21 protein-coding genes and 2 riboswitches are annotated in these 22,544 nt (G+C 23.2%); of the genes, 10 read left to right on the forward strand and 11 right to left on the reverse strand.

Features of this window, described 5'->3' with window-relative positions:
• Positions 1 to 17: 17 nt before the first annotated feature.
• The 3 genes from EV215_RS10575 (at position 18) to EV215_RS04160 (ending at position 2,304) form a co-directional block, all read left to right on the forward strand.
• Positions 18 to 653, forward strand: coding sequence for a glycoside hydrolase family 17 protein (locus EV215_RS10575; protein ID WP_503465904.1), 636 nt, complete (start codon positions 18 to 20; stop codon positions 651 to 653).
• Entirely contained in the window at positions 646 to 765 is a 120-nt protein-coding gene (locus tag EV215_RS10725) for a hypothetical protein (RefSeq protein WP_371682584.1), read from the forward strand. Before EV215_RS10575 ends, EV215_RS10725 begins: the two co-directional genes overlap by 8 nt.
• Positions 766 to 891: 126 nt before the next feature.
• A complete protein-coding gene (locus EV215_RS04160) occupies positions 892 to 2,304 on the forward strand; it encodes a hypothetical protein (protein ID WP_134112737.1) in 1,413 nt (470 codons plus the stop codon).
• Positions 2,305 to 2,347: 43 nt separating this feature from the next.
• Here EV215_RS04160 and EV215_RS04165 read toward each other — a convergent pair whose 3' ends face one another.
• Positions 2,348 to 4,552 (reverse strand): amino acid permease, encoded by a 2,205-nt coding sequence (locus tag EV215_RS04165; RefSeq protein WP_166667346.1) that lies wholly within the window; start codon positions 4,550 to 4,552, stop codon positions 2,348 to 2,350.
• 154 nt (positions 4,553 to 4,706) lie between these two features.
• On the opposite strand from EV215_RS04165, the gene EV215_RS04170 reads away from it, so the two are divergent.
• The 3 genes from EV215_RS04170 to EV215_RS04180 all read left to right on the forward strand — a co-directional run bounded on the left by EV215_RS04170 (position 4,707) and on the right by EV215_RS04180 (position 6,906).
• The gene (locus tag EV215_RS04170) at positions 4,707 to 5,390 is read left to right on the forward strand and encodes a hypothetical protein (RefSeq protein ID WP_134112739.1); all 684 of its coding nucleotides are present in this window, start codon (positions 4,707 to 4,709) and stop codon (positions 5,388 to 5,390) included.
• 257 nt (positions 5,391 to 5,647) lie between these two features.
• Positions 5,648 to 6,337 carry a pseudouridine synthase gene (locus EV215_RS04175; RefSeq protein ID WP_134112740.1) on the forward strand — a complete coding sequence of 230 codons (690 nt, stop codon included), beginning with the start codon at positions 5,648 to 5,650 and terminating at the stop codon, positions 6,335 to 6,337.
• Positions 6,334 to 6,906 carry an ACP phosphodiesterase gene (locus EV215_RS04180; protein WP_134112741.1) on the forward strand — a complete coding sequence of 191 codons (573 nt, stop codon included), beginning with the start codon at positions 6,334 to 6,336 and terminating at the stop codon, positions 6,904 to 6,906. The genes EV215_RS04175 and EV215_RS04180 overlap by 4 nt, the downstream gene beginning before the upstream one ends.
• Here EV215_RS04180 and EV215_RS04185 read toward each other — a convergent pair.
• Together EV215_RS04185 and EV215_RS04190 are read right to left on the reverse strand one after the other, a co-directional pair.
• Complete coding sequence (locus EV215_RS04185) at positions 6,898 to 8,319, reverse strand: sensor histidine kinase (protein WP_134112742.1); 1,422 nt, start codon at positions 8,317 to 8,319, stop codon at positions 6,898 to 6,900. The two genes, EV215_RS04180 and EV215_RS04185, sit on opposite strands and share 9 nt — an antisense overlap.
• Entirely contained in the window at positions 8,320 to 9,006 is a 687-nt protein-coding gene (locus EV215_RS04190) for a response regulator transcription factor (protein ID WP_134112743.1), read from the reverse strand.
• Between the two features lie 194 nt (positions 9,007 to 9,200).
• On the opposite strand from EV215_RS04190, the gene EV215_RS04195 reads away from it, so the two are divergent.
• The 3 genes from EV215_RS04195 to EV215_RS04205 are packed head-to-tail and all read left to right on the forward strand — an operon-like array spanning position 9,201 to position 12,205.
• Positions 9,201 to 9,497, forward strand: coding sequence for a hypothetical protein (locus EV215_RS04195; protein ID WP_134112744.1), 297 nt, complete (start codon positions 9,201 to 9,203; stop codon positions 9,495 to 9,497).
• 54 nt (positions 9,498 to 9,551) lie between these two features.
• Positions 9,552 to 11,507: an ABC transporter substrate-binding protein gene (locus EV215_RS04200; RefSeq protein WP_134112745.1), complete on the forward strand. Its 1,956-nt coding sequence runs from the start codon at positions 9,552 to 9,554 to the stop codon at positions 11,505 to 11,507.
• A gap of 8 nt (positions 11,508 to 11,515) precedes the next feature.
• A complete protein-coding gene (locus EV215_RS04205) occupies positions 11,516 to 12,205 on the forward strand; it encodes a glycerophosphodiester phosphodiesterase (protein ID WP_134112746.1) in 690 nt (229 codons plus the stop codon).
• A gap of 10 nt (positions 12,206 to 12,215) precedes the next feature.
• Here EV215_RS04205 and EV215_RS04210 read toward each other — a convergent pair whose 3' ends face one another.
• Complete coding sequence (locus tag EV215_RS04210) at positions 12,216 to 12,578, reverse strand: hypothetical protein (protein ID WP_134112747.1); 363 nt, start codon at positions 12,576 to 12,578, stop codon at positions 12,216 to 12,218.
• A 95-nt stretch (positions 12,579 to 12,673) separates the two neighbouring features.
• Here EV215_RS04210 and EV215_RS04215 point away from each other — a divergent pair, with 95 nt between their 5' ends.
• Positions 12,674 to 13,891 (forward strand): GGDEF domain-containing protein, encoded by a 1,218-nt coding sequence (locus EV215_RS04215; protein WP_134112748.1) that lies wholly within the window; start codon positions 12,674 to 12,676, stop codon positions 13,889 to 13,891.
• 28 nt (positions 13,892 to 13,919) lie between these two features.
• Here the strand turns inward: EV215_RS04215 and EV215_RS04220 are convergent, their stop codons facing one another.
• From EV215_RS04220 to EV215_RS04250, 7 genes are all read right to left on the reverse strand, one after another.
• Entirely contained in the window at positions 13,920 to 15,266 is a 1,347-nt protein-coding gene (locus EV215_RS04220; RefSeq protein WP_134112749.1) for an alanine/glycine:cation symporter family protein, read from the reverse strand.
• Positions 15,267 to 15,388: 122 nt separating this feature from the next.
• Positions 15,389 to 15,448: riboswitch (glycine riboswitch) on the reverse strand.
• A gap of 2 nt (positions 15,449 to 15,450) precedes the next feature.
• A riboswitch (glycine riboswitch) is annotated at positions 15,451 to 15,524 on the reverse strand.
• Between the two features lie 46 nt (positions 15,525 to 15,570).
• Positions 15,571 to 16,785: a peptidase U32 family protein gene (locus EV215_RS04225; RefSeq protein WP_134112750.1), complete on the reverse strand. Its 1,215-nt coding sequence runs from the start codon at positions 16,783 to 16,785 to the stop codon at positions 15,571 to 15,573.
• A gap of 26 nt (positions 16,786 to 16,811) precedes the next feature.
• Positions 16,812 to 18,146, reverse strand: a complete 1,335-nt coding sequence (gene dnaB, locus EV215_RS04230; protein WP_134112751.1) for a replicative DNA helicase — start codon at positions 18,144 to 18,146, stop codon at positions 16,812 to 16,814.
• A gap of 100 nt (positions 18,147 to 18,246) precedes the next feature.
• On the reverse strand, positions 18,247 to 20,163 hold the full coding sequence (lonC, locus tag EV215_RS04235; protein WP_134112752.1) for a Lon family ATP-dependent protease: 1,917 nt from the start codon (positions 20,161 to 20,163) through the stop codon (positions 18,247 to 18,249).
• A gap of 15 nt (positions 20,164 to 20,178) precedes the next feature.
• Entirely contained in the window at positions 20,179 to 20,628 is a 450-nt protein-coding gene (rplI, locus tag EV215_RS04240) for a 50S ribosomal protein L9 (protein WP_134112753.1), read from the reverse strand.
• Positions 20,629 to 20,648: 20 nt separating this feature from the next.
• Complete coding sequence (locus EV215_RS04245; RefSeq protein ID WP_134112754.1) at positions 20,649 to 21,443, reverse strand: O-antigen polymerase; 795 nt, start codon at positions 21,441 to 21,443, stop codon at positions 20,649 to 20,651.
• Between the two features lie 18 nt (positions 21,444 to 21,461).
• Complete coding sequence (locus EV215_RS04250; RefSeq protein ID WP_134112755.1) at positions 21,462 to 22,544, reverse strand: M28 family peptidase; 1,083 nt, start codon at positions 22,542 to 22,544, stop codon at positions 21,462 to 21,464.

Raw genomic sequence — 22,544 nt, forward strand, 5'->3', positions numbered from 1 at the left:
AAAAACCTGGAGATAAAATTACTGAAGAACAGATAAAAGAAAGACTTGAAATTATTAAACCTTATACAGAATGGATAAGAATTTTTTCTTGTACTGAAGGTAATGAATTAATCCCCAAAATTGCCAAAGAAATGGGACTAAAAACTTTAGTAGGAGCATGGATTGGAAAAGAAAAAGAAAAAAATCATATTGAAATAGAAAATGCTATAAAAATAGCTAAAGAAGGATATGTAGATATTTTAGCAATAGGTAATGAAGTAATGCTTAGAGAAGATATTTCAAAAGAAGAATTAATAGAATACATAAATAAAGCTAAAAGTGAAGTTCCTAATATTGAAGTAGGATATGTTGATGCTTATTATGAATTTGAAGAAAAACCAGAAATAGCTGACGCATGTTATCTTATTTTAGCAAACTGTTATCCTTTTTGGGAAGGATGTGCTAGAGAATATGCTCTTCCATATATGAAAGATATGTATGCGCGAGCCAAAAAAGCTGCTAAAAATAAAAAAGTTATAATTACTGAAACGGGGTGGCCAAATATTGGTTCAAGTACTTGGGGGGCTATACCATCAAGAGAAAATGCAATGAAATATTTTATTGATACCTATACTTGGGCAAAAAATGATAATATAGAAATATTTTATTTTTGAAGCTTTTGATGAAGATTGGAAAGGTTCAAATAATCCATTAGAACCTGAAAAACATTGGGGTTTATTTACAATTGATAGAAAACCTAAAAAAGTAATACAAGACTTATATTAAAATATATATCGTACAATTAATAGATTAAAATTAAATAAAAATATTTTTTTTAAGTAATATTTAATTTAAAAATGTGAAAATATAGTGTATTATTATAATAGTTAGAAATTAAATGGAGGTAATTTAATGAAAAAAATATTTTTATTTTTATTCATCTTAATGTTTTCTTTATCTTTTTCTGAGGATACTTTTCATATCTATAAAATTCAAAATAAAGCTCCTTGGTGGTTAAATAATTATATTATTACTGGTGTAAATTCTGCTATTGGTTCTGCTGCTAAATCACCTAATAAAACAATTGATCAAATTAGAAAAGAAGCAATAACTAGCGCTAGAGTAGAACTAGCTGCTAATAAAAAAGTCATGATTAAATCACAATTAAATACTGAAAGAACTAATAACGGCACTAAGACTAAAATCACTACTCAAGAAAATATAAAAGAAGAATTATCACCAACTTTAGTTGATAGTTATGAAGATAATGATTTTTATTATGTATGGTTAGTTGAATTAAATAATAATACTGAACAAGAAAAATTAAATAATTTTATTAAAAATAATAATCTTAATGAAAAAAAATATAAAGAAAACATCTTAAAATATAAAGATGAAATAGTTATTGTAGACAAAAAATTAAATACTGTTACTTTAAATTATGGAAAAAATAGAAATATAAAACCTCATCAAATATATAATGTATATCAACTTTCTAATAAATTAAAAAATGCTGTAACAAATGAAACTGAAGATTTTGCTAAAGAAAAAATTGGCGAAATTGAAATAACAGAAGTATTTAATACTACAAGTAATGCAAAAATTATCAATCTTACTAAATTATTATCAATAAAAAAAGGTAATATAGCTATCTATAGTGGATTTGATAAAGAGTTATACAATTATAAAAAGAAATTAAAAAAAGAAAGAAAATTATCAAAGTATCCACTAGATACAACTTATTTTTCTACTGGTAACGAAATAGAAAGATCTACTTCTTTAAAACCTCATAATTATTTTCTAAAAATTAAAACTAATTTTAAGGGGAATAATAATATTTCATTACAATACGGAATATTTGATTTTACAGAATTATCTCTAAAGCAATATTTTGCAAATAATAATTATACAGAATTTGGTATCAAATTAGGTATACCTGTAGAAACACCATATTATTCTTATGCAAAATATATTTTTGGAGCAAAATATACTTTTAAAAGTCAAGGATTACAAAATACTTTAGATGCTTTAGTTGATTATTACATTTCAGATATCACTCTATTAAACATAGACTATAGATTTTATTTAGAGAAAAATAATAATAAACAATATGAAGAATTATATACTACTTTAGCATTTTTATTAAATGAAAAAGCTAATTTAGGAATAGAAGGTAACATTGACAATAATTTTGATATAAATTCTGCTTCTCTTGCTACAAAATTAAATATAAATGTATCTAATGGAAGTAATTTAGAATTTGGTATCAAGTGGGATAATCAAAGAACTTATATGTTATCTTATGAAAATAAAGGTATATTTTAATTAAAAATAAAACCACTCAATAAATATTTTGAGTGGTTTTATTTTATTTTTCTATTAAATTTACTCCTTTTACAAGTAATGTTGTTGGTAATGTTTCTGTTAATTCATATATCCTATTTATATAATCTTCTTCTAAACCAAATATAGGATTGGCAAGTCCCATTATTACTAAATCAGCATTTTTTGAATTTTCATGTATAATATCTTTTACTTTTTTCCCATTAATATGTATCATTTCTACTTTTGCTTTCATTCCTAAATATTCTAACATATGTTCTAATTTTTCTTTTTTACTTTCTTGTGTTTCTTTATTTGTTATTATACTTTTCAAAGTAATATTTACATTTTTCCATTCATCATTAAGAGAAAATATATGTGCTATAGTTAACATAAGTCTTCCGTTATTTTCTAGCCCTCCCCACCATATATCTATCTGTTTTTTATTTCCAAATTCTCTTTCTTCATCATATTTTAATAAAATTATATTTCTATCAATATTTATCATATCAATTAAAAAACCTACATAATCTTTATAATGTTCTTTATGTTCTGTAACTCCTAATAAAACAGTATTAGACTTTATACTCCCAAGACCATTTGCTTGTACTGCATAAGTGCTAGCTTCTCTCATAGATTTTGCTATTATTACCTCTGGAAATGCCAATATATTGTTTTCTTGAATATACTTTTTCATATTTTCCATAACTATTTTTTTTGTTTTTATTTTGTTTTCTATTTCACCAATTATATAAGTAAGTAATATAATAATTCCTTTACCTTTTGAAAGTACATCTGCAAGATAAACAAGTCTTTGTCTTTGATTTGGAGTTCCTGAAAATACTAAAATATTTGGTTTCCAATTTTTTTCTTTTATATTAATCTCTACATCAGTATCAAATCTTATTTTTAATAGTGAAAATCTTGCAATTGCTGCCCATATTCCTGTTCTTAGATCGCCCCATGTTGTTTTAAAATTTTTATTACTTAAATAGAAATAAATAATTAATATAATAACTATAGAAACTATTGTTGCTGTTTTATTAATTAAAAACATTACCATATAAGAACCTAATGCTCCTATTAAAGATATATACCATGGCGTTTTAAAAGTAGGTCTAAAACTTGGATTTCCTACTATAACTTCAAGTCCAGATACTAGATTTACAGCACCATATGTATTCAAAAAAAACATAGTTATTACAGGTGCTACTATATCAAGTTTTCCCATTAATATAAAAAATAATGCTATAAAAAATGTTATAACTGTTGCTATTTTAGGCTCGTCATTCTTTCCACTACCTTTACCAAGTATATTTGGAAGTACTCCATCTCTTGCTAATGCTTGCATTGTCCGTGGTGCTGCGATTATACTTCCTAAAGCTGATGATAATGTTGCTGCCCATATTCCTAATATTACTATAATTGGAAATTTCGTTATTCCATTTCTTACTAAAATTAGTTTATCCATTGATGCATCTACACTTATATTTTTACTAAACCAAAATGTCTGAAATAAATATATTACAAAAGTAATTCCTATTGCCCAAAATGTTCCTTTTGGTATATCCTTTTTAGGATTTTTTAAATCTCCCGACATACTCACGCCTGCTAATATCCCTGTTACTGCTGGAAAAAATATTGCAAAAGTCTGAAAATAATTTTTACTTTCACTAAAATTACCCACTAATACAATATCATTATTATAATTACCAGAAATAATAATATTTATAAGTGCTAAAATTAAAATCCCAAAAATAAAATATTGTGCTTTAATTGCTAAATCTGCTCCTATTATTGATATTGCTCCTATCAATATAGTTATTATTAATGATAATATTAAAGTATTTAAATCTGTATTTATAAATCCTAGTGATATTTTCATACTTTTTTCAAAAAATGATGGAAATATTTGCTTTATAGATTCAATAAATCCTATTACATATAAAGAAACTGATATAGCTTGTGAGAGGTATAATGGTATTCCTATACTTCCACCTATTTCTAGTCCTAAACTTCTAGAAATCATATAATATGCTCCGCCACCTTTTACTTTCATATTTGTAGAGATAGAAGCCATAGATAGTGCTGTTGCTACTGTAATAATATGAGCTAGTACAATTATTGATATTGCCCCTAACAATCCTGCATTTCCTACTACCCATCCAAGTCTTAAAAAGTATATAACTCCTATTATAGTAAGAAACGTAGGTAAAAATACTCCATTAAATGAATTAAATCTCTTTTCCATAATCTCCTCCAGCATTAAAAAATTTTTTATGTATAATTATATTCGATATTTTTTTTATTTTCCTTGTTATTAGTTTATCTTTTTATTCTATTTGAAAAAAATATAAAAATATTATATAATTGATTTATATTATATATAATACTATGGAGGAAAAATGCGAAAAATATACTTTTTACTAGGACTTGGGTTTGGTTTTATTTTGGGAGGAATAATTTTTCATTATTCAAAGCCTAAAAAAATCAATATTCCTATACAATCTCATATAAAATCTGAAAATAATAAAAATATTATTAATGAGATTGAAAATATTTCTAATATTCCTATATCTACTACCTCAAGTGCTTTAACTACTGAAGATTCTATAAAATCTAATTTAGATACTCCTTTTGAATTTGATATACCTGATAATTTTTATCAAATTCAAATTATATCTTCAAATAGTATTGATATCCCGAAAAAAGTTCAAAAAAATTTAGCTACTATTATTGATACTCAAATTTATAAAATTGGTAATTTTTATAGACTTTTTTCAAAAAAACAATATTCTATAAAATTAGCTAGTGATTTAGCAAAAGAGATAAAATCAAATTATAAATATAATCCTGTTATTTGGAAAAATAACTATAAAGTTATCTTTTTAAAATCAAAAGATAAAAATGAAGTTTATAATATTAATAATAAAATAAATACTATTATTGATACTCAAATTATTCAACATAATAAAAATTTTTTATTAGTTTCAAAGTATCTAATTGCTGAAAATTTAGCAAAAGATTTACAAAAAGATATAAAAAAAAGATATAATTTAGATATAATATTAAAAAAATTAGGAGACTAATCGAAAATGCACCCCATTTACTAGGCAAGAAAAAGAAAAAACTGTCTATTACTAAATGGAGGTGCGTTTTTTATAGCATTGAAAACAAAAAATAAAACAATTCTGATAAAGAGCTTGTAATAAAAATAATTTTCGAAAAGTCAAAACATAAATTATCTTATAAAGAATTGTAAACTAAATATAATGTTAAACCTAATAATATAACAAATTGTGTTTATAAATATAAAAATTTTGATTGTAACAATAAAGGAGATTATATGAGATTAGATAAATATTTAACTGAATGTGGAATAGGTACAAGAAGTGAAGTGAAAAATATTATAAAATCTGGAAAAATTAAAGTAAATGATATTATTATAAAAAATAATAATATTAAAATTAATGAAAATAAAGATATTATTTCCTATAATAATAATATTCTAAAATATAAAGCATTTAGATATTATGTATTAAATAAACCTAATGGAGTCATTAGTGCTACTGAAGATAATATACACAGAACTGTTTTAGACATTTTACCTAACTTTGTAATTAAAAAAAATCTTTTCCCTGTTGGTAGACTTGATATTGATACCGAAGGATTATTATTACTTACTAACGACGGGAAATTTGCTCATTCTCTTCTTTCACCAAAAAAACATATTGAAAAAACCTATGAAGTACATTTAAAAAATGAAATTTCTAAGGATGATATCTATAAGCTAGAAAATGGTGTTATAATTCTTAATAATTATTTAACTAAACCTTCTAAAGTAAATAAATTAAAAAGTAATAAAATTCTTTTAACTATTATAGAAGGAAAATTTCATCAAGTAAAAGAGATGCTAAAAGCAATAAATAATGAGGTCGTTTATTTAAAAAGAATAAAATTTGCTAATCTTTCTCTAGATAAATTAAATATTACAACTGGTGAAGTCATCGAAATAAATAAAGAGGATATTATATGAATTATTTAGGGCATTCTATTATAACTACACATATTCCTGAAAAAGATTTTGGAAATATATTTGGAGATTTTTTTAAAGGAAATCCCTCTTATCTAGACTTACCAAAAAATATAATTAATGGAATTATCTTACATAGACAGTTAGATAGCTTTGTTGATAATAATAATATATACCTGAAAAACACTATTTTTTTTAAAGAATATAAATTATATAAAAAGATACTTTTAGATATATATTTTGATCATTTTTTAGCAAAAAATTACCAAAAACTTTTTAATGATTCTCTAAAAGAATCTTCAAAATATATTTTTAATTTAGCAATAACTAATAAACAATTTTTATCCGAAGAAAATATATCAAAACTTAATTGGTTAATAAAAAATAATTCTCTTTATTATTATAAAGATATTGATTTCATCAAATATACTCTCAATGGTATATCTTATAGATTTAAAAACATTGATTTATCAACTAGTATCGAAATCTATAAGAAGAATAATAAAATAATTGATAATAATTTCTTTGAGTTCTTTAATTTATTAACAAAAAAAAGAGAATATTTACTCTAATTCTCTTTTTTTTGTTAATATAATTGTTGTTTTTGTTCCTTTTCCAAGCTCACTTTCTATAAAAATATTCCCATTATGCATATCTACTATTGATTTTGCAATAGAGAGTCCTAACCCTGTTCCACCTGTTTTTTTTGCTCTTGATTCGTCTACTCTATAAAATCTATTAAATAAATTCGGAATATCTTCTTTTGGAATCCCTATTCCTGTATCTTCTATAACTATTGCTATTCTATTTTCGGATTCTAAGTAAGTATATATTTTAATTTCTCCTCCAGCTTCTGTATATTTTATACTATTTTCTAATATTATACGTATTAATTGTAAGATTAATTTTTTATCTGCATAAATAAAATACTCTATTTCATTTTTAATTATAAAGTTATGCTTATTTTTATCTATTAATTTTGTATCTTTTGATATTTTATCAATAAGTTCTTTTACATTTATTTTATCTAGATTTAATTGAATTTTTTTATTATCTTCTCTTGCAATAAATAAAAGTCTTTCTATAAGATTCGTCATATTCATTACTTCATCTTTTATTGTAACAATTGACTCATCTAATATTTCTTTGTTATCTTTACCCCAACTATCTAATATATCTATATAACCATTTATTACTGATAATGGTGTTCGAAGCTCATGTGATGCGTCTGAAATAAATTTACTTTGATTTTTAAAAGAAATTTCTAACCTTTCTATCATTGTATTTATTACATTTATAAGCTCTGTTATCTCGTCATCATTTTCAGGTAATGTTATTCTTTTATCTAAATTTTTTACTGTTATATCTTTTGATGTATTAGTTATATTTTTAATAGGTGTTAATATGCTTTTAGTTAATATTTTTCCTAAAAATATTGATGTTATAAGCGAGATTATTGATGTAATAAAAAGTATCATTCTCAATACTGTATAAAAATTATTCAACTCTGTTATATCTTTTATAAGTTGTAAATTTATTTTTAAATCTCCTTTTTCATATTTTGAATTAAGATACAAAAAGGTTGTTCCATCTTCTAATCTATAAACATTTATGCTATTTAAATTCTTTTCTAAAGGTATTTTTATTGTCATATTTTTATATGTCCAATAATAATCATTCTTCTGATATTTTATATTGCTATAGATATATTTATCTTCTCTGTTTAAACTAAGCAATAAATTTTTTAAATTTATTACACTTCCACCAAAAGTATTATATTGTTGAAGCTGTGCAAATACATAATTACGTTGATTTATTAACTCATTTTTCATCATTCCGAGTATTATTACATTTGTTAAACTTGAAACTATTATGTTTATAAAAAGCAATATAACTAAGAAAAACATTGTATAAATAAATGTTATCCTATAAGATATCTTTAATGAATATACTTTATCGCTTATTTTATTAAAAATATTTTTCATTTAATCTACCTCTTTTATTATATATCCTACCCCTCTTACTGTTTGTATAAGTTTTTTATCAAATGGTTTATCTACTTTATCTCTTAAATATTTTATATACACATCTAAAATATTATCACTTCCGTAATAATCATATCCCCATATTTTATTAAGAATTTTTTCTCTTGTAAGTACTATTCCTTTATTTTCCATTAGCAAGTATAATAAATCGTATTCTGTTCTTGATAAATCTAATTTTTTACCACCTCTAAAAACTTCAAAAGTATCTTTATTTAATATAAGATCATTTACTTTTACTATTTCTTTATTTTTTTCTTTTCTTACTTTTCTTAAATTAGCTCTAATTCTAGCTGATAATTCTTTAAATTCAAATGGTTTTGTTAAATAATCGTCAGCCCCCATATCAAGTCCTTTTACTTTATCATCTATTTCATCTTTTGCAGTTACCATTATTATAGGTACATCACTTATTTCTCTTGTTCTTTGGCAAACTTCTATTCCACTCATTTTAGGTATCATTAAATCTAATAATATCAAATCATAGTTATTATTTTCTATTTTTTTTATAGCTTCTATTCCATCAAAAGCTATATCTGTATTATACCCTTCATGTTTTAACTGTAACTCTATTATTCTAGAAATTTTTATATCATCTTCAACTATTAAAATTTTTTCTTTCTTTTCCATTTAAACCCCTTTCTTTTTTTACTTTACTATTAATTATATTAGTATTTTTCTATTAAAATATTATTAGTTTTTTATATTATATCATTTTTTTTTAAAAAAATTCAATTTATACTTATTTTTAAATGACAAAAGATAGTATTATAATGTATAATTATTATATAGGATTCCGTTAAAATTTAATTGAGGTGATTTCAATGGGAAAACTTCATAATAGAAAAAAACATATAACAATAAGAGAAATTGAACTCTTTATAGAAGAAAAACTTTCAAAACCAGAATTAGAAAATTTAAAAAACAAATATAAATCTGAATTAATTTTAAATAAGAGTATTTTATTAGATCAAAAGAAACATTTGCCTGATAACGTTTTTGAAATGGAGCTTTCTGAATATAATAAACATATTACCAAACAAAAAGAACTTCTTAAAATATTAAAAACTATCTTTCCAGAAGATGATGAATTAAAAAATATTAATATTGATATAGAATAATCTCATTTTATATGATAATATTAATAAATATATAATTTAAAGGTGATAATTAAAATGAGACTTTTTTTAAAATCTATACTTATTTTTATGCTATTTTCAATTACTATTTTTGCAAATAAAAAAATCCTAGTTATTCAATCTTATCATAAGGGATTTTATTGGAGTGATAGTATTTCAGAAGGATTTGATTCTGTTTTTAAAGATTCTCCTAATGTAGAAATTTTTTATGAATATCTTGATTTAAAACGTAACTATAGTGATAATTATAAAAAATTAATATATGAACTCATAAAAGAAAAAACTAAAAATTATACTTTTGATTCTATTTTATTAGTTGATAATTATGCTTTAGATTTTTATTTAAATAAAGGTATTTCAATCTTTAAAGATACTCCTGTTGTTTTTGTTGGTATAAATAATTTCAATAAAAATTTATTAAATACATACAAAAATATGACTGGTATTATTGAAAAAGTTAATTATCTTGAAAATATTGAACTTATGCTTACACTTCATCCAAACACAAAAAAAATTGTTATTATTGCAGACAATACTCTAACTGGTAATCAGTTAAAAAATGAAGTAAAACAATATTTTAGTCGCTTTAAAAATATTGAATTTGAAATTTTTGATAATTTTACTATTAGTGAATTAAAATTAAAACTAAATAATAGTGATAAAAACACTCTCTATTATTTGTTTCCTACAAATCAAACAAAAGATCTATCTTTTGTATCATATAATTATATGAAAGAACTTATTAATAGTTATTCTTCTGTTCCAGTATATACATCTTGGGATTTTTATTTTAATAATGCAGTAGTTGGAGGAGTCATTATAGACGGTAAATTACATGGTAAAGTAGCTGCTGAAATAACATATAAAATTTTAAATGGATATCAAGCTAAAAATATTAATATTATTGAAAATTTAAAACCTATTTATAAATTTGATTATTTATTATTAAAAAAATATAATATTAATATAAATCTTTTACCTAAAGACAGTATTATTATTAATCAACCTAAAAATTATTTTATTAAGAATATAAAAATATTACTTTTTTATATTATTTTTACTCTTATAATTTTTTTTATTATCGCTTTAAAATATTATTACAATTCTATTGCTAATAAAAAAATTAAAGAAATAAATCAAAAACTAGAAAAAGAAGTAGAAAACAAAATTAAAGAATTAAATTTAGCTAATAAAAAAATCAAAGAACAACAAGAAAAACTTATTAAAGAAGCATATGAAAAAGGTGTAGTAAAAGTCAAATCTGGATTAATGCATAATTTAGGAAATATTATAAATCCAATATATTTATCAATTCAAAATGAAATTGCTAATAAAGAAAGTGATAACAATCGAGATATTAAATTTTTAAATAATATTGTTTATAATGAATTAAAAAATATAAAAAATCCAAATAACAATCTATTAAAAATAATTAATATTTTCCCCGATTTTTTATCTGCATTAAAACTAAAAAAAGAGGAAGAAATAAAAAAATTAAAATTTTTAGAAAAAGAATTGGATCATATAAAAAGAGTAATAAAATTACAAGAAAATTATCTAGGAATACTTGGTACTGAAAATTATATTGATATAAATAAAATAATAAACGATATTTTATCTAATCTAAAATTAAATAACTCTACACAAATTATTTTGGATTTAAATAATATCCCTAAAATATTAGGTGATGAATCACAAATAAAACAAACTATACTAAACATTATTCTTCTTAGAATAAAAAATTATTTTAAATTAAATATTTCTACAAAAGAAGAAGAAAATTTTGTTATAATAAAATTAACTGATAATAATATTGAAATACCTCAAGATGTAATAAAAAATCTAGATAATTTAAATTATATATCTGATTTAAAAAATAAAAATTATTTTAAATTATATAATATATTACAAATAACAAAAAAATACAATGGATATTTTATAATAAATTCTTCAACACTAAAAACAGAATTCATCATAAAATTAAAAAAATAGGTGAGAATATGTTTATATTAGCTCATAGAGGAGCATCAAATGATTATTTAGAAAATTCCATATCTAGTTTTAAAAACTTAGAAAGTTATTTAATTGATGGTGTCGAATTTGATGTCCAATTAACAAAAGATAATAAACTTATTATCTTTCATGACTATAACTTAAAACGTTTGACAAATTCAACTAATTATATTTTTAATTTAGATTATGATGAATTAAAGAAAATCCCTTTAATCAATAAAGAATATATTCCTACTTTAGATATCGTCATGAATCTTTTACCAAAAAATATAATTATAAATATTGAATTAAAGTTACCCTCTTTTTTAAATAAACATAAATTATTCGCAAAGATAATTATAGATTTTTTAAAAAAAATAAAAAATAAAGATAATATAGTGATTTCTTCTTTTAATCATAATCTTTTAAATGAAATTTTTTTATTAGATAATACTATAAATTTATCTCCTATTTTTGCTAATGAAATGGATAATTTTAATAAATATATTGATTTTAATTTTGTTCCCTACTCTATTAATTTATCAAAAGAGTATGTTTCAAAAGAAATAGTTGAATTTCTTCATTTTAATAATAATAAAATATGGGTTTATTCTACAAATACTATTTATGAAGAAAAATTTTTAGAAAATCTAAATATTGATGCAATTTTTTCTAATATAATAAAAAAATCCGACTAAAAAGTCGGAATTAATTTCTTATTTTTAATTTTGTTTTTTCATTGTGTTTATTTAAACTACGATATTTATGTATTGCTGTATTAGAAAATCTAAAAATAATATTTTTTATATCTGAATTATTAAATATTTCATTTACTTTTGGATTGCTTAATAATTTATCACTTATTTTATATTCAGTATCGTCGTTAGGTAAGAGTTTAATATCTTCATATTCTACCTTTATTTCTTCTTCAAATATTTCATTAAGCATTAATGAAATAATTTGAGAGAATATCTTTAATACTTCTACGGGTTCTTCTGCATTATTAAGTTTGTTTCTAAATTGATGTTGATAGTTTTTTTCATATTGAATAAATGAATATTGACTTGACATAGGCATACCCTCCTTATATTATATGGTAAAATACCTTTTATTAATTATACATTTAATTTTTTTTGATTTCAAATTTTATTTACGAGGTGAGCATAATGAATTCTAAAATCAAATTTTCTTTTTTACAATTTTTTATAAACTTTTTAATTGTTTTTATTATTCTTTTTTCTTTATCTGGATTATTTTTTTGGCAAATTATAGATACTCAATTTAATTTATATAAAAAAAATATTATTTTAGAACAAAAAAAAGATATATATTTTATTGAAAATTTAATAAAAAATAAAATTATACAAATTAAAAATGATATTAACTACATATCACAACTATCTAATAAATCAAGTATAATAAAATTTATAACTCTAAATAAATATTATACATTAAAAAATAATTCAAAAAAAAATTTTATTATATTTTCAAAAGAAGATATAACTATATATTTTGATTTAGAAACTTTTTTTAAAGAATTATCTGTATATTTTGAAAAAAGTCAGAGTCAAATTTATTTTTTAAATAAAGATGGAAATTTTATTAATAATAATATTTATAATTTTAAAACACAATTTAAAGAAGAATGGGAAAAAATTAATTCTTATGAAAAATCACAATTTGAGACACAAAATGGAATTATTAGTAGTAAAAAAATTGATAATTCAAATATATTCTCTAATAATAATTTTAATATAATATATTTAGTTTCAAGATATAGTTCAAATTATCTAACTAATACACTAAATAATTTAATATTTAATAAAACAACTATATATAGATACACTTTAATTTTTATTTTACTTTTATCTCTTTTGATTTCATATTATATATCAAAATCAAATAAATTATCTTATGAACTTAAGAAAAATACTGTATATGATGCTTTAACAGGAGTATACAATAGACAAGGTGGAATAGATATTTTTGAATTAAATCGTAAACTTTTAAAAAGAAGTAAAGATTATATGACTTTATTTTTTATAGATATAAAGAATTTAAAAAAAATAAATGACGATTATGGTCATAGTGAAGGGGATTTAGTGTTAGCAACAACAGGTCAAATTTTATTAGAGTCTATTAGAGATTCTGACATAGCTTTTAGAATGGGTGGTGACGAATTTGTTATTGCATTATCACGATGTAGAGAACCTCAAGCAAAAATTGTCTATAAAAGAATAAAATCTAAATTAGAAAATTTTAATACAAAAAATAAAAAAGATTATATTTTAGAGTACAATATGAGCAGTATAGAACTTTCACCTTATAGTCTTGATGAATTTGATGATCTTATAAAAAATGCAACTTCAATTAGTAATAAATAAAAAGTTCTCCTAAAATTAGGGGAACTTTTTATTTGTTTACATAACTATATTTTAAATTATTAAAATACATATTTGTTTCGTTTATTATAATTTTTCGTAAACCTAATATTGCTATTAAATTTGGAATAGCCATTAATCCATTAACAATATCTGCTAATATCCAAATCAAATCTAATTTCAAATATGGACCTATTGCTATCAAAATTATAAATATATATTTATATCCTTTTATACCTTTTACACCAAATAAATACTCTGTACATCTTTCACCATAATAATTCCACCCTATTATAGTTGTAAATGCAAAAAATATTAATCCTAGTAAAACTACTATTTCTCCAAAATTATTTAAACCAATAGAAAATGCGTATCTTGTTAATTCTGCACCTTTAAGTTTACTAGTCCACGCACCAGTAAGAACCAGTATAAGCCCTGTCATAGAACAAATAATAATTGTATCAAAAAATGTTCCTGTCATAGATATAAGACCCTGTCTAACTGCCGAATTTGTTTTAGCTGCAGCTGCAGCTATTGGCGCAGATCCAAGCCCTGATTCATTTGAAAATACTCCTCTTGCAACTCCACTTCTTAATGCTAATATAAGTGTAGAACCGGCAAATCCTCCAAATGCTGCCGTTTTAGTAAAAGCACTTTTAAATATAAGCCCTATCGCTCCAGGTACTTTATCAAAATTCATTATTATTACTATCAAAGAACCTAATACATATAATATTGCCATCACAGGTACTACTATTTCTGCTACTTTTGATATACTTTTTATTCCACCAAGAGTTACCAATGCTACTAAAATTGTTAGTATTATTCCTACAACTGTTGGAGATACTTTAAATAATATTGTAGAAGCAGTTGTAATTGCATTTACTTGTGCAAAAGTTCCTATCCCAAAAAATGCTACTGCTATTCCAAATATAGCAAACATTTTTGCCAATACTTTATTATTTAATCCATTTTGAATATAATACATTGGACCGCCAGACATCTGTCCATTTTCATCAATTTTTCTATATTTTACTGCAAGAAGTCCTTCAGCATATTTTGTAGCCATTCCAAAAAATGCGGCTAGCCACATCCAAAACATAGCTCCTGGACCACCTAATTTTATTGCAGTTGCTACACCAACTATATTTCCTGTTCCAACAGTTGCTGATAATGCAGTACAAAGAGCTGCAAAACTAGATACATCTCCCTCTTCTTTATCATTATTTTTCATAAAAATATACTTTAATGCTAATGGTAATTTTAGTATTTGTAGCAAATTTAATTTTACAGTTAAATATATCCCTGTTCCCATAAGTAAAATAAGTAATGGTGGACCCCAAATTATTGAATCAATTTTGTTAAGTAATTCTAACATTTTTCCCTCCTAAATATGTTTATTAGAATAAACGATTATAAATAAAAAAAGGCTAAATATAATTATTTAGCCTCTAAAATTTAACAACTATAAAAATATTATAAATACTATAATTGCCAAATCCTCTGTCCTTTTACCTGAGAGTGTTACTCCTTCGGTGTCCTTTTGGATCTCTCCAGAGGCTCGTCCAATATAGGTCCTTTTACCTGAAAGATTTACTTCTTCGGTGACTTAAAAGTTCTCTCCCTATACCTTCAACCGTATTCTATTATACGGACAATTATACTAATTTTTTATTACTGTGTCAAGATATTTTTTGTCGTATCATATCCATTACATTTAAATCGTTTTCTAGTGTTATTTTTACAGTCATGTTAGGATGTGCTTTATTAATTTCTTCTCCAGTTTTCATGTTTATCATTTTAGGTAATATTATTTTTTCTATTTCACTAGATGGTTTTACTACTTCTAATTCTTCCCCAACTTCCAATCTATTTCTTATTCCCAATATATATTCATTATTATCTAATTTTTCTAAAACTTTTGCTACCAATTTATGTGTTTGACTATATGAATTTCTATCGTTATAATTTTGAGCACTTTCATCTGGCGTTCCAAAATAAAATCCATGCGTATATAATCTATGACTTATTGTCTGTAATTCTTCTAACCATTTTGGATTATATTGATAATTTCCACTATAATAGCTATCTAATGCTTCTCTATATATTTTTACAGCATTTGCTACATAATATATCCCTTTCATTCTTCCTTCAATTTTTAAACTATCTACTCCAATATCAAGTATTTTATCAATAAATTCTATTGTACATAAATCTTTTGAATTAAATATATGTGTTCCTGTCTCATCTTCATATATTGGATAATATTCTCCTGGTCGCTTTTCTTCAACCAAATTGTAGTTCCATCTGCACGCCTGTGCACAATCGCCACCATTAGCATCTCTTCCTGTCATATAGTTACTTAATAGACATCTCCCTGATATTGATATACACATTGCTCCATGTACAAAGGCTTCTATTTCAATATCTGGCACTCTATCTCTTATTTCTTTTAACTCTTCTAGTGAAACTTCTCTAGCAAGCACTACTCTACTTGCACCAAGTTCTTTCCACATTTTTACTGATCGCCAATTTGTATTACTTGCTTGAGTACTCACACTTATTTTTAAATTACTATTTTCTTTTACAAGTTGAAATACTCCAAGGTCAGCTACTATAACTCCATCTACTCCTACTTCATCTAAAAATTTAATATATGGAACCATCATATCTACTTGTTGATTATGAGCTATTATATTTAATGTTACATATATTTTTTTCCCTATATTATGTGCATATTCAACTGCCTCTTTTATCTCCTCATTTGAAAAATTATTACTTCCAGATCTTAGATTAAATAATTTTCCACCTAAAAAACATGCATCTGCTCCGTAATGAAATGCCATTTTTAATTTTTCCATATTTCCAGCAGGTGCTAATAATTCCGCTTTTTTCATTTTTTTACCCTTTCTAAATTTTAAAGTTATTTAATTTGTGCTGTATAATCTGCAAATTTTGTTATTTCATTAAAGTATTTTAAAGTTATTGTTCCAACAGGTCCATTTCTTTGTTTTCCTATAATTATTTCTGCTAAACCTTTATCTTCACTATCTTCATTATAATATTCATCTCTATACAGAAATACTACCATATCTGCATCTTGCTCTATTGCTCCAGAATCTCTCAAATCTGATAACATTGGTCTTCTATCCGCTCTTTGCTCAGGAGCTCTCGATAACTGTGATAAAGCTATTACAGGTACATCTAGCTCTCTCGCTATACCTTTTAATGATCTTGAGATATCAGAGATTTCCTGTTGTCTACTTTCTGTTCTACCAGATCCTTTTATCAATTGTAAATAATCTATAAGTATCATATCTAATTTACCTGCAGCTTTAAGTCTTCTAGCCATAGCACGTATCTCAAGTACAGTAACATTAGGTACATCAGCTATTTGTATATCTGTATTAGCTAATTTCCCAGTAGCTAATGCTATATGTCCCCATTCATCTTCTGAAATAAATCCATTTCTTATTTTATTTAATGGAATTTTTGATTCAATTGCTAATAATCTTTGAAATATTTGAGAATTTGACATCTCAAGTGAAAATATTAAAACTGATTTATTTTCATTTAAAGCTGCATTTAAAGCCAAATTAAGTACAAAAGCTGTTTTTCCCATACTTGGCCTTGCTGCTATTATTACTAAATCCGAAGGATGAAATCCAGAAGTCATTTGATCAAATTCTTTAAAATTAGACGATATACCTGTAGTTGCACCACTATTTTTTACTACTTTTTCTAGTCTTTCAAATTCTTCATTTACCAAGCTACTTATACTCACTACTTCTTTATTTTCTTTAGATTCAGAGATTTTAAAAATAAGACCTTCTGCTTTATCTAAAATACTATCTACTTCTTCATATCCTGTTTGTGCTAATTCTACTACTTTATTACCTACATTTATAAGTTCTCTTAATATTGATTTTTCTTTTACAATTTTAGCATAACTTAAAATATTAGCCGCTGTAGGCACCTCATCCAATATTTCATAAATAATATTTTCTCCACCTATTTCATCAAATCTATCCATTTTTTTAAGTGAATTTATTAAAACAACCGGATCTATTACTTCACCATGAGAGTAAATATTTAACATTGCTTCATATATGTACTTATGTGATAATTTATAAAAATCATTAGGTCTTAATATGTCTATAATATCTGATAACGCATCTTGTTTTAGTAAAATACCTCCTAAAACAGATTTTTCTGCCTCTTCACTGTAAGGTACACGATTTAAACTTTCTACTTCCATTTCTCCTCCATTTATTTTTTCTTAGAATATATAAGGAGATATCATTTCAAAATTTAAATTATTACTAATTAATATTTTGAAATTTTTATCTCCCTTTTAATTAACTCAATTCTTTTATTACATCATCAATTGTTTTAACTAATTTTATTTCTATATCTTCTATATGTTCTGGTACATCATTTTTATTTTCATAAGGAACTAATACTTTTTTCATTCCAAATTGTTTTGCACCATAAATTTTTTCAACTATTCCACCTACTGGTTTTATATCACCTATCAAAGATATCTCTCCAGTTATAGCAACATCTTGTCTCATTGGTAAATTTTTTAATACTGATATAATTAGAGTAGTTATAGCTGCGCCCGCTGAAGGCCCATCTACTTTTCCACCTCCTATTATATTTATATGAATATCATATTTTTCAGTATCTAACTTTGTATAATTTTTAGCTACTGTTAATGCATTAAAAATAGAATCTTTTGTCATAGAACCAGCTGTTTCATTAAATCTAACTCGTCCTTTTCCTTCTTTATTTTCAAAAATAGCTGCTTCAAATTCTATTAAACTTCCTAAATATCTATACACTCCTAAACCAAAAACTCGTCCTATTTCTTTTTTGTCTTTTCCTTTGTTACGAGAAAATCTATTTAGTCTATTTATTTTTATTATTTTTTCTACATCATTCATTTTTATTATAAATTTATCACTTTTTTTATTTTTATAATTTTTATATAATAAAGAACTATACACATCAGCTAAAATATTTACAGCCTTTCTTCCTTCAATAGTATAATTTGATATTAAATCTAAAGCATCCTCTTCAATTTCTACATTTAATTTTTCGCATGCATTTTGAACTATTTTTTTTATATGTATACTATTTAATGGCTCAAAATATATCTCCGCTACTCTTGAACGGAGTGCTATATTTATATCTTTTGGTTCACTTGTTGTTGCTCCTATTAAAATAAAATCTGCTGGTGCTCCTTTTTCAAATAAACGTTTTATATATTTTGGTATTTTAGGATTTTCAGGGTCATAATATGCTGATTCAAAATTTACTCTTTTATCTTCTAATACTTTTAATAATTTACTTTGATATTTTATATCAATTTCACCTATTTCATCTATAAATAAAACTCCGCCATGAGCTTTTGTTACAAGACCTATTTTAGGTTCTGGAATTCCATCACTAGCAAAATCTTTTTGTGCGCCTTGATAAATAGGATCATGTACAGAACCTATTAAAGGATTGCTTACATCTCTTGGATCCCATCTTAATGTTGTTCCATCCACTTCTACAAATGGTGCATCTTTTTCAAAATTAGTATAATCTAATTTTTTTATTTCTTCTAATATCAATCTTGCTGCTGTAGTTTTTCCTACTCCTGGTGGACCGTATAATATAACATGTTGTGGATATGGCGTAGCTAATTTTGTTAAAAGAGCTTGTATAGCTTTTTCTTGACCAACAATCTCACTAAGTTTTTGTGGTCTAAGTGTCTCCATTACCGTTTTTAGTTTTTTCTTACTTTCTAATTCTTCTATCTCTTTTAACTTGTTTTTACTAAATTCTGATTCTGGCCCTATCTCTTCAGAAATTATTTTTTTCTTCATTTCTCTTAAATATTCTTTATGTTTTTCTTCCATTAGTTTATTTACTTTTAAAGTAATTTCTTTTTCTATACTTTTTAATGAAATAATCTCTGCAGCTCTTTCTTCTAATACTTCAAGAGCTTTATCTAATTCTTTTTCAGTAACAATTATGTCTGTATGTGTATTATTATTTGCTGTAATTACAAGTAAAGCATACGCTCTCTCTTTTACATCTAATGATTTTAATTCTTCTAAAACACCTTTAGTTTTAGCTATTTCCACCATATTTTTTGCACCATATACATTTGCTAACAATCCATATAATACATCTATTTTTTTTTCACTTTTTTTTGCTTTTGAAGCATCTTTAAAAAAAGTTATATCTTTAATACCTCTTATTTTATCTAATAATTTATCCATTTTCTACCTACTTTTCTATTTTCCTTTTACGACTACTTTTACATTAGCTTTTACATCATTATGTAATTTTACCTCTGCAATATGTGTCCCTATATTTTTAAAATGTGCATCTATTTTTTTCTTATCTATATCTAAATTAAAGTTTTCTTTTATTAATATAGCTATTTCTTTTGAAGTAATTGCTCCAAAACTTTTACCATTATTTCCAACTTTTATAGTTGTTTCCAATGGCTTTGATTCTAATAACTCTTTATTTTTTTTTGCTTTTTCTTTTTCTTTTTCTTCTTTTTTAGCTTCTCTTTCTTTTCTAGATTCTAATCTTTTTAATTCTTCTGGAGTAGCTAATATTGCTTTTTTTTGTGCAAATAAAAAATTTTTAGCATATCCTTCAGATACAGAAATCACCTCACCTTTTTTACCTTGTCCTTTTATATTTTCTTTTAAAATCACTTTAATCTTTGACATAATTATGCTCCTTTCTTTTGCTAAACTTTCTTTTTATTAAAAATATTTAAATCAAAACTTTCAAATGCTCCAAATAAAAAATATATAAATGGAGAAATCAAAAATATCATTATAACAATACTTAACGACATAAATCTATTTTTAATTTTTAATATACTATAAGCTTTATATACCCCATATATCATATATGTAAATTGAATTATCTGTAATAAATTATTTAAAATATAATTATAGCCTATATATTTTAAATAAATAATACTTATTATAAAAAATATTAAATAATAATATTTAAATTTTATATTAGAAAAATATTTTTTGTTAATTAAAAAATATAGTATTAATACATTTAAAAACATATATATAAATATTATATATAACGAATTACTTTTAAAAAATTTAAAATAATTTATAACTTCTTGTTGATTTAATTTAAAATAATTTATATATACTTCTTGTAATAATTTTAAATTTTTATCAAAAAAATCTTTTTGAATCAAATAAAAAATTAAAAAATTAAAACTACTTAATACTGATGACAAAAATATTTTTTCAAAATTGTTTATTTTATTAATAAAGAAATATACAATCTGTATTATAACATAATTTACTACAAAAATCACTACAATTATTTTATCTTCTTTTGCAGTAAATGATAATAGCAATATTAATATATATGTATATATATTAAATTTTATATAACTATTTTTAAATTTTTTCTTTTGATTAATCATAAAAAATGGAAATACAAAAGAAAATAAAGGAGCAAAAAGTCCCAAATAGAAATATACAACTCCTAGTATTAATGTAAGTATCATTTTTAGCCTCTTTTCCTTCTAAATAATTTTGTCGATTTCTAATATTGATAAATATAAAAGTTCCATACTTTTATTAATCGAATTTATTATTCCAAATTCATCATCTCTACCTAATTTATCCCCTTTTATAACTCCAATAGATACAGCATCTATACCATTTTGTAGAACCGGTATAATCTCAATATGTGATGATGTACTATAGCTAGGTATATCTAAAAATTTAGCTGTATTGGTAACAATATTTCCTATTTTTTTCTCTATATTAGGTTCGTTTATTTTAAATTCTAATTTATTTTTTAATTCTATTTCTACTCTTTCATCTTTAGAAATTTCTTTTAATGCTTTTATAAAATTTTTTTCTGTTTCATCTAATATATCAATATTAAATCCTCTTATTTCATATTTCACTAATCCTGTATCAGCTAACATATCAAAACTACTTTTAGATTCAATATGTGACAAATTAAAGATTATATCTTCTGAAGTTAATTTATTAATTTCTCCTATTATTTTATATATTGCATTTATAGGATTTCCTACTCCTATATCTTTCCAGACATGTCCACCTTTTCCCTTTATATGAATTTCGCCTCTTTTTATATTTACACACTTTGTATTTATTTCTCCTAAAGATAAACCTTCAAGATTTATAAATGCTTTTATTTGAGGTTTATATTTTTGAAGAAAATAATTTAATCCAATATTTCCTTTTTTAGAGTCAGTTGTCGCTATAAAATATACTGTATTTTCCAATTTCTCTAGTTTTAATCTTCTTGCAAGACTTGCTAAAATAAAATGAGGTACAGAAGCCTCTATTACTCCTTTTCCTACAATTTTTTTAAAAGTAAAAAGAGGTTCTTCGTCTACTATTCCATTATCTAAATTACTATTTATTACTATAATATCATCTTTTTTCTTACCTATTATTTTACCTATTACATTTCCTTTTTCATCAATAATTATATCTTTTAGCCCATATGCATATAACAGTTGCTGTACATATTGTGCCTTTAATATTTGATATGAATCACCATTCGATTTTTTTATCAAAGCTTCACAATGCGTAAGTAATTCATCTTCATTAATTATAATTTTTTTCAT

Source organism: Hypnocyclicus thermotrophus (assembly GCF_004365575.1).
GTDB classification, from domain to species: domain Bacteria; phylum Fusobacteriota; class Fusobacteriia; order Fusobacteriales; family Fusobacteriaceae; genus Hypnocyclicus; species Hypnocyclicus thermotrophus.

Coding starts and splice junctions, on each gene's coding strand:
- EV215_RS04245 (WP_134112754.1), bottom strand. CDS start 21,443: ATGATACTTACATTAATACTAGGAGTTGTATATTTCTATTTGGGACTT.
- EV215_RS04185 (WP_134112742.1), bottom strand. CDS start 8,319: ATGAAAAATATTTTTAATAAAATAAGCGATAAAGTATATTCATTAAAG.
- EV215_RS04210 (WP_134112747.1), bottom strand. CDS start 12,578: ATGTCAAGTCAATATTCATTTATTCAATATGAAAAAAACTATCAACAT.
- EV215_RS04180 (WP_134112741.1), top strand. CDS start 6,334: ATGAATTATTTAGGGCATTCTATTATAACTACACATATTCCTGAAAAA.
- EV215_RS04195 (WP_134112744.1), top strand. CDS start 9,201: ATGGGAAAACTTCATAATAGAAAAAAACATATAACAATAAGAGAAATT.
- rplI (WP_134112753.1), bottom strand. CDS start 20,628: ATGTCAAAGATTAAAGTGATTTTAAAAGAAAATATAAAAGGACAAGGT.
- EV215_RS04250 (WP_134112755.1), bottom strand. CDS start 22,544: ATGAAAAAAATTATAATTAATGAAGATGAATTACTTACGCATTGTGAA.
- EV215_RS04205 (WP_134112746.1), top strand. CDS start 11,516: ATGTTTATATTAGCTCATAGAGGAGCATCAAATGATTATTTAGAAAAT.
- EV215_RS04190 (WP_134112743.1), bottom strand. CDS start 9,006: ATGGAAAAGAAAGAAAAAATTTTAATAGTTGAAGATGATATAAAAATT.
- EV215_RS04175 (WP_134112740.1), top strand. CDS start 5,648: ATGAGATTAGATAAATATTTAACTGAATGTGGAATAGGTACAAGAAGT.
- EV215_RS04165 (WP_166667346.1), bottom strand. CDS start 4,552: ATGGAAAAGAGATTTAATTCATTTAATGGAGTATTTTTACCTACGTTT.
- EV215_RS04200 (WP_134112745.1), top strand. CDS start 9,552: ATGAGACTTTTTTTAAAATCTATACTTATTTTTATGCTATTTTCAATT.
- EV215_RS04170 (WP_134112739.1), top strand. CDS start 4,707: ATGCGAAAAATATACTTTTTACTAGGACTTGGGTTTGGTTTTATTTTG.
- lonC (WP_134112752.1), bottom strand. CDS start 20,163: ATGGATAAATTATTAGATAAAATAAGAGGTATTAAAGATATAACTTTT.
- EV215_RS04160 (WP_134112737.1), top strand. CDS start 892: ATGAAAAAAATATTTTTATTTTTATTCATCTTAATGTTTTCTTTATCT.
- dnaB (WP_134112751.1), bottom strand. CDS start 18,146: ATGGAAGTAGAAAGTTTAAATCGTGTACCTTACAGTGAAGAGGCAGAA.
- EV215_RS04225 (WP_134112750.1), bottom strand. CDS start 16,785: ATGAAAAAAGCGGAATTATTAGCACCTGCTGGAAATATGGAAAAATTA.
- EV215_RS04220 (WP_134112749.1), bottom strand. CDS start 15,266: ATGTTAGAATTACTTAACAAAATTGATTCAATAATTTGGGGTCCACCA.
- EV215_RS04215 (WP_134112748.1), top strand. CDS start 12,674: ATGAATTCTAAAATCAAATTTTCTTTTTTACAATTTTTTATAAACTTT.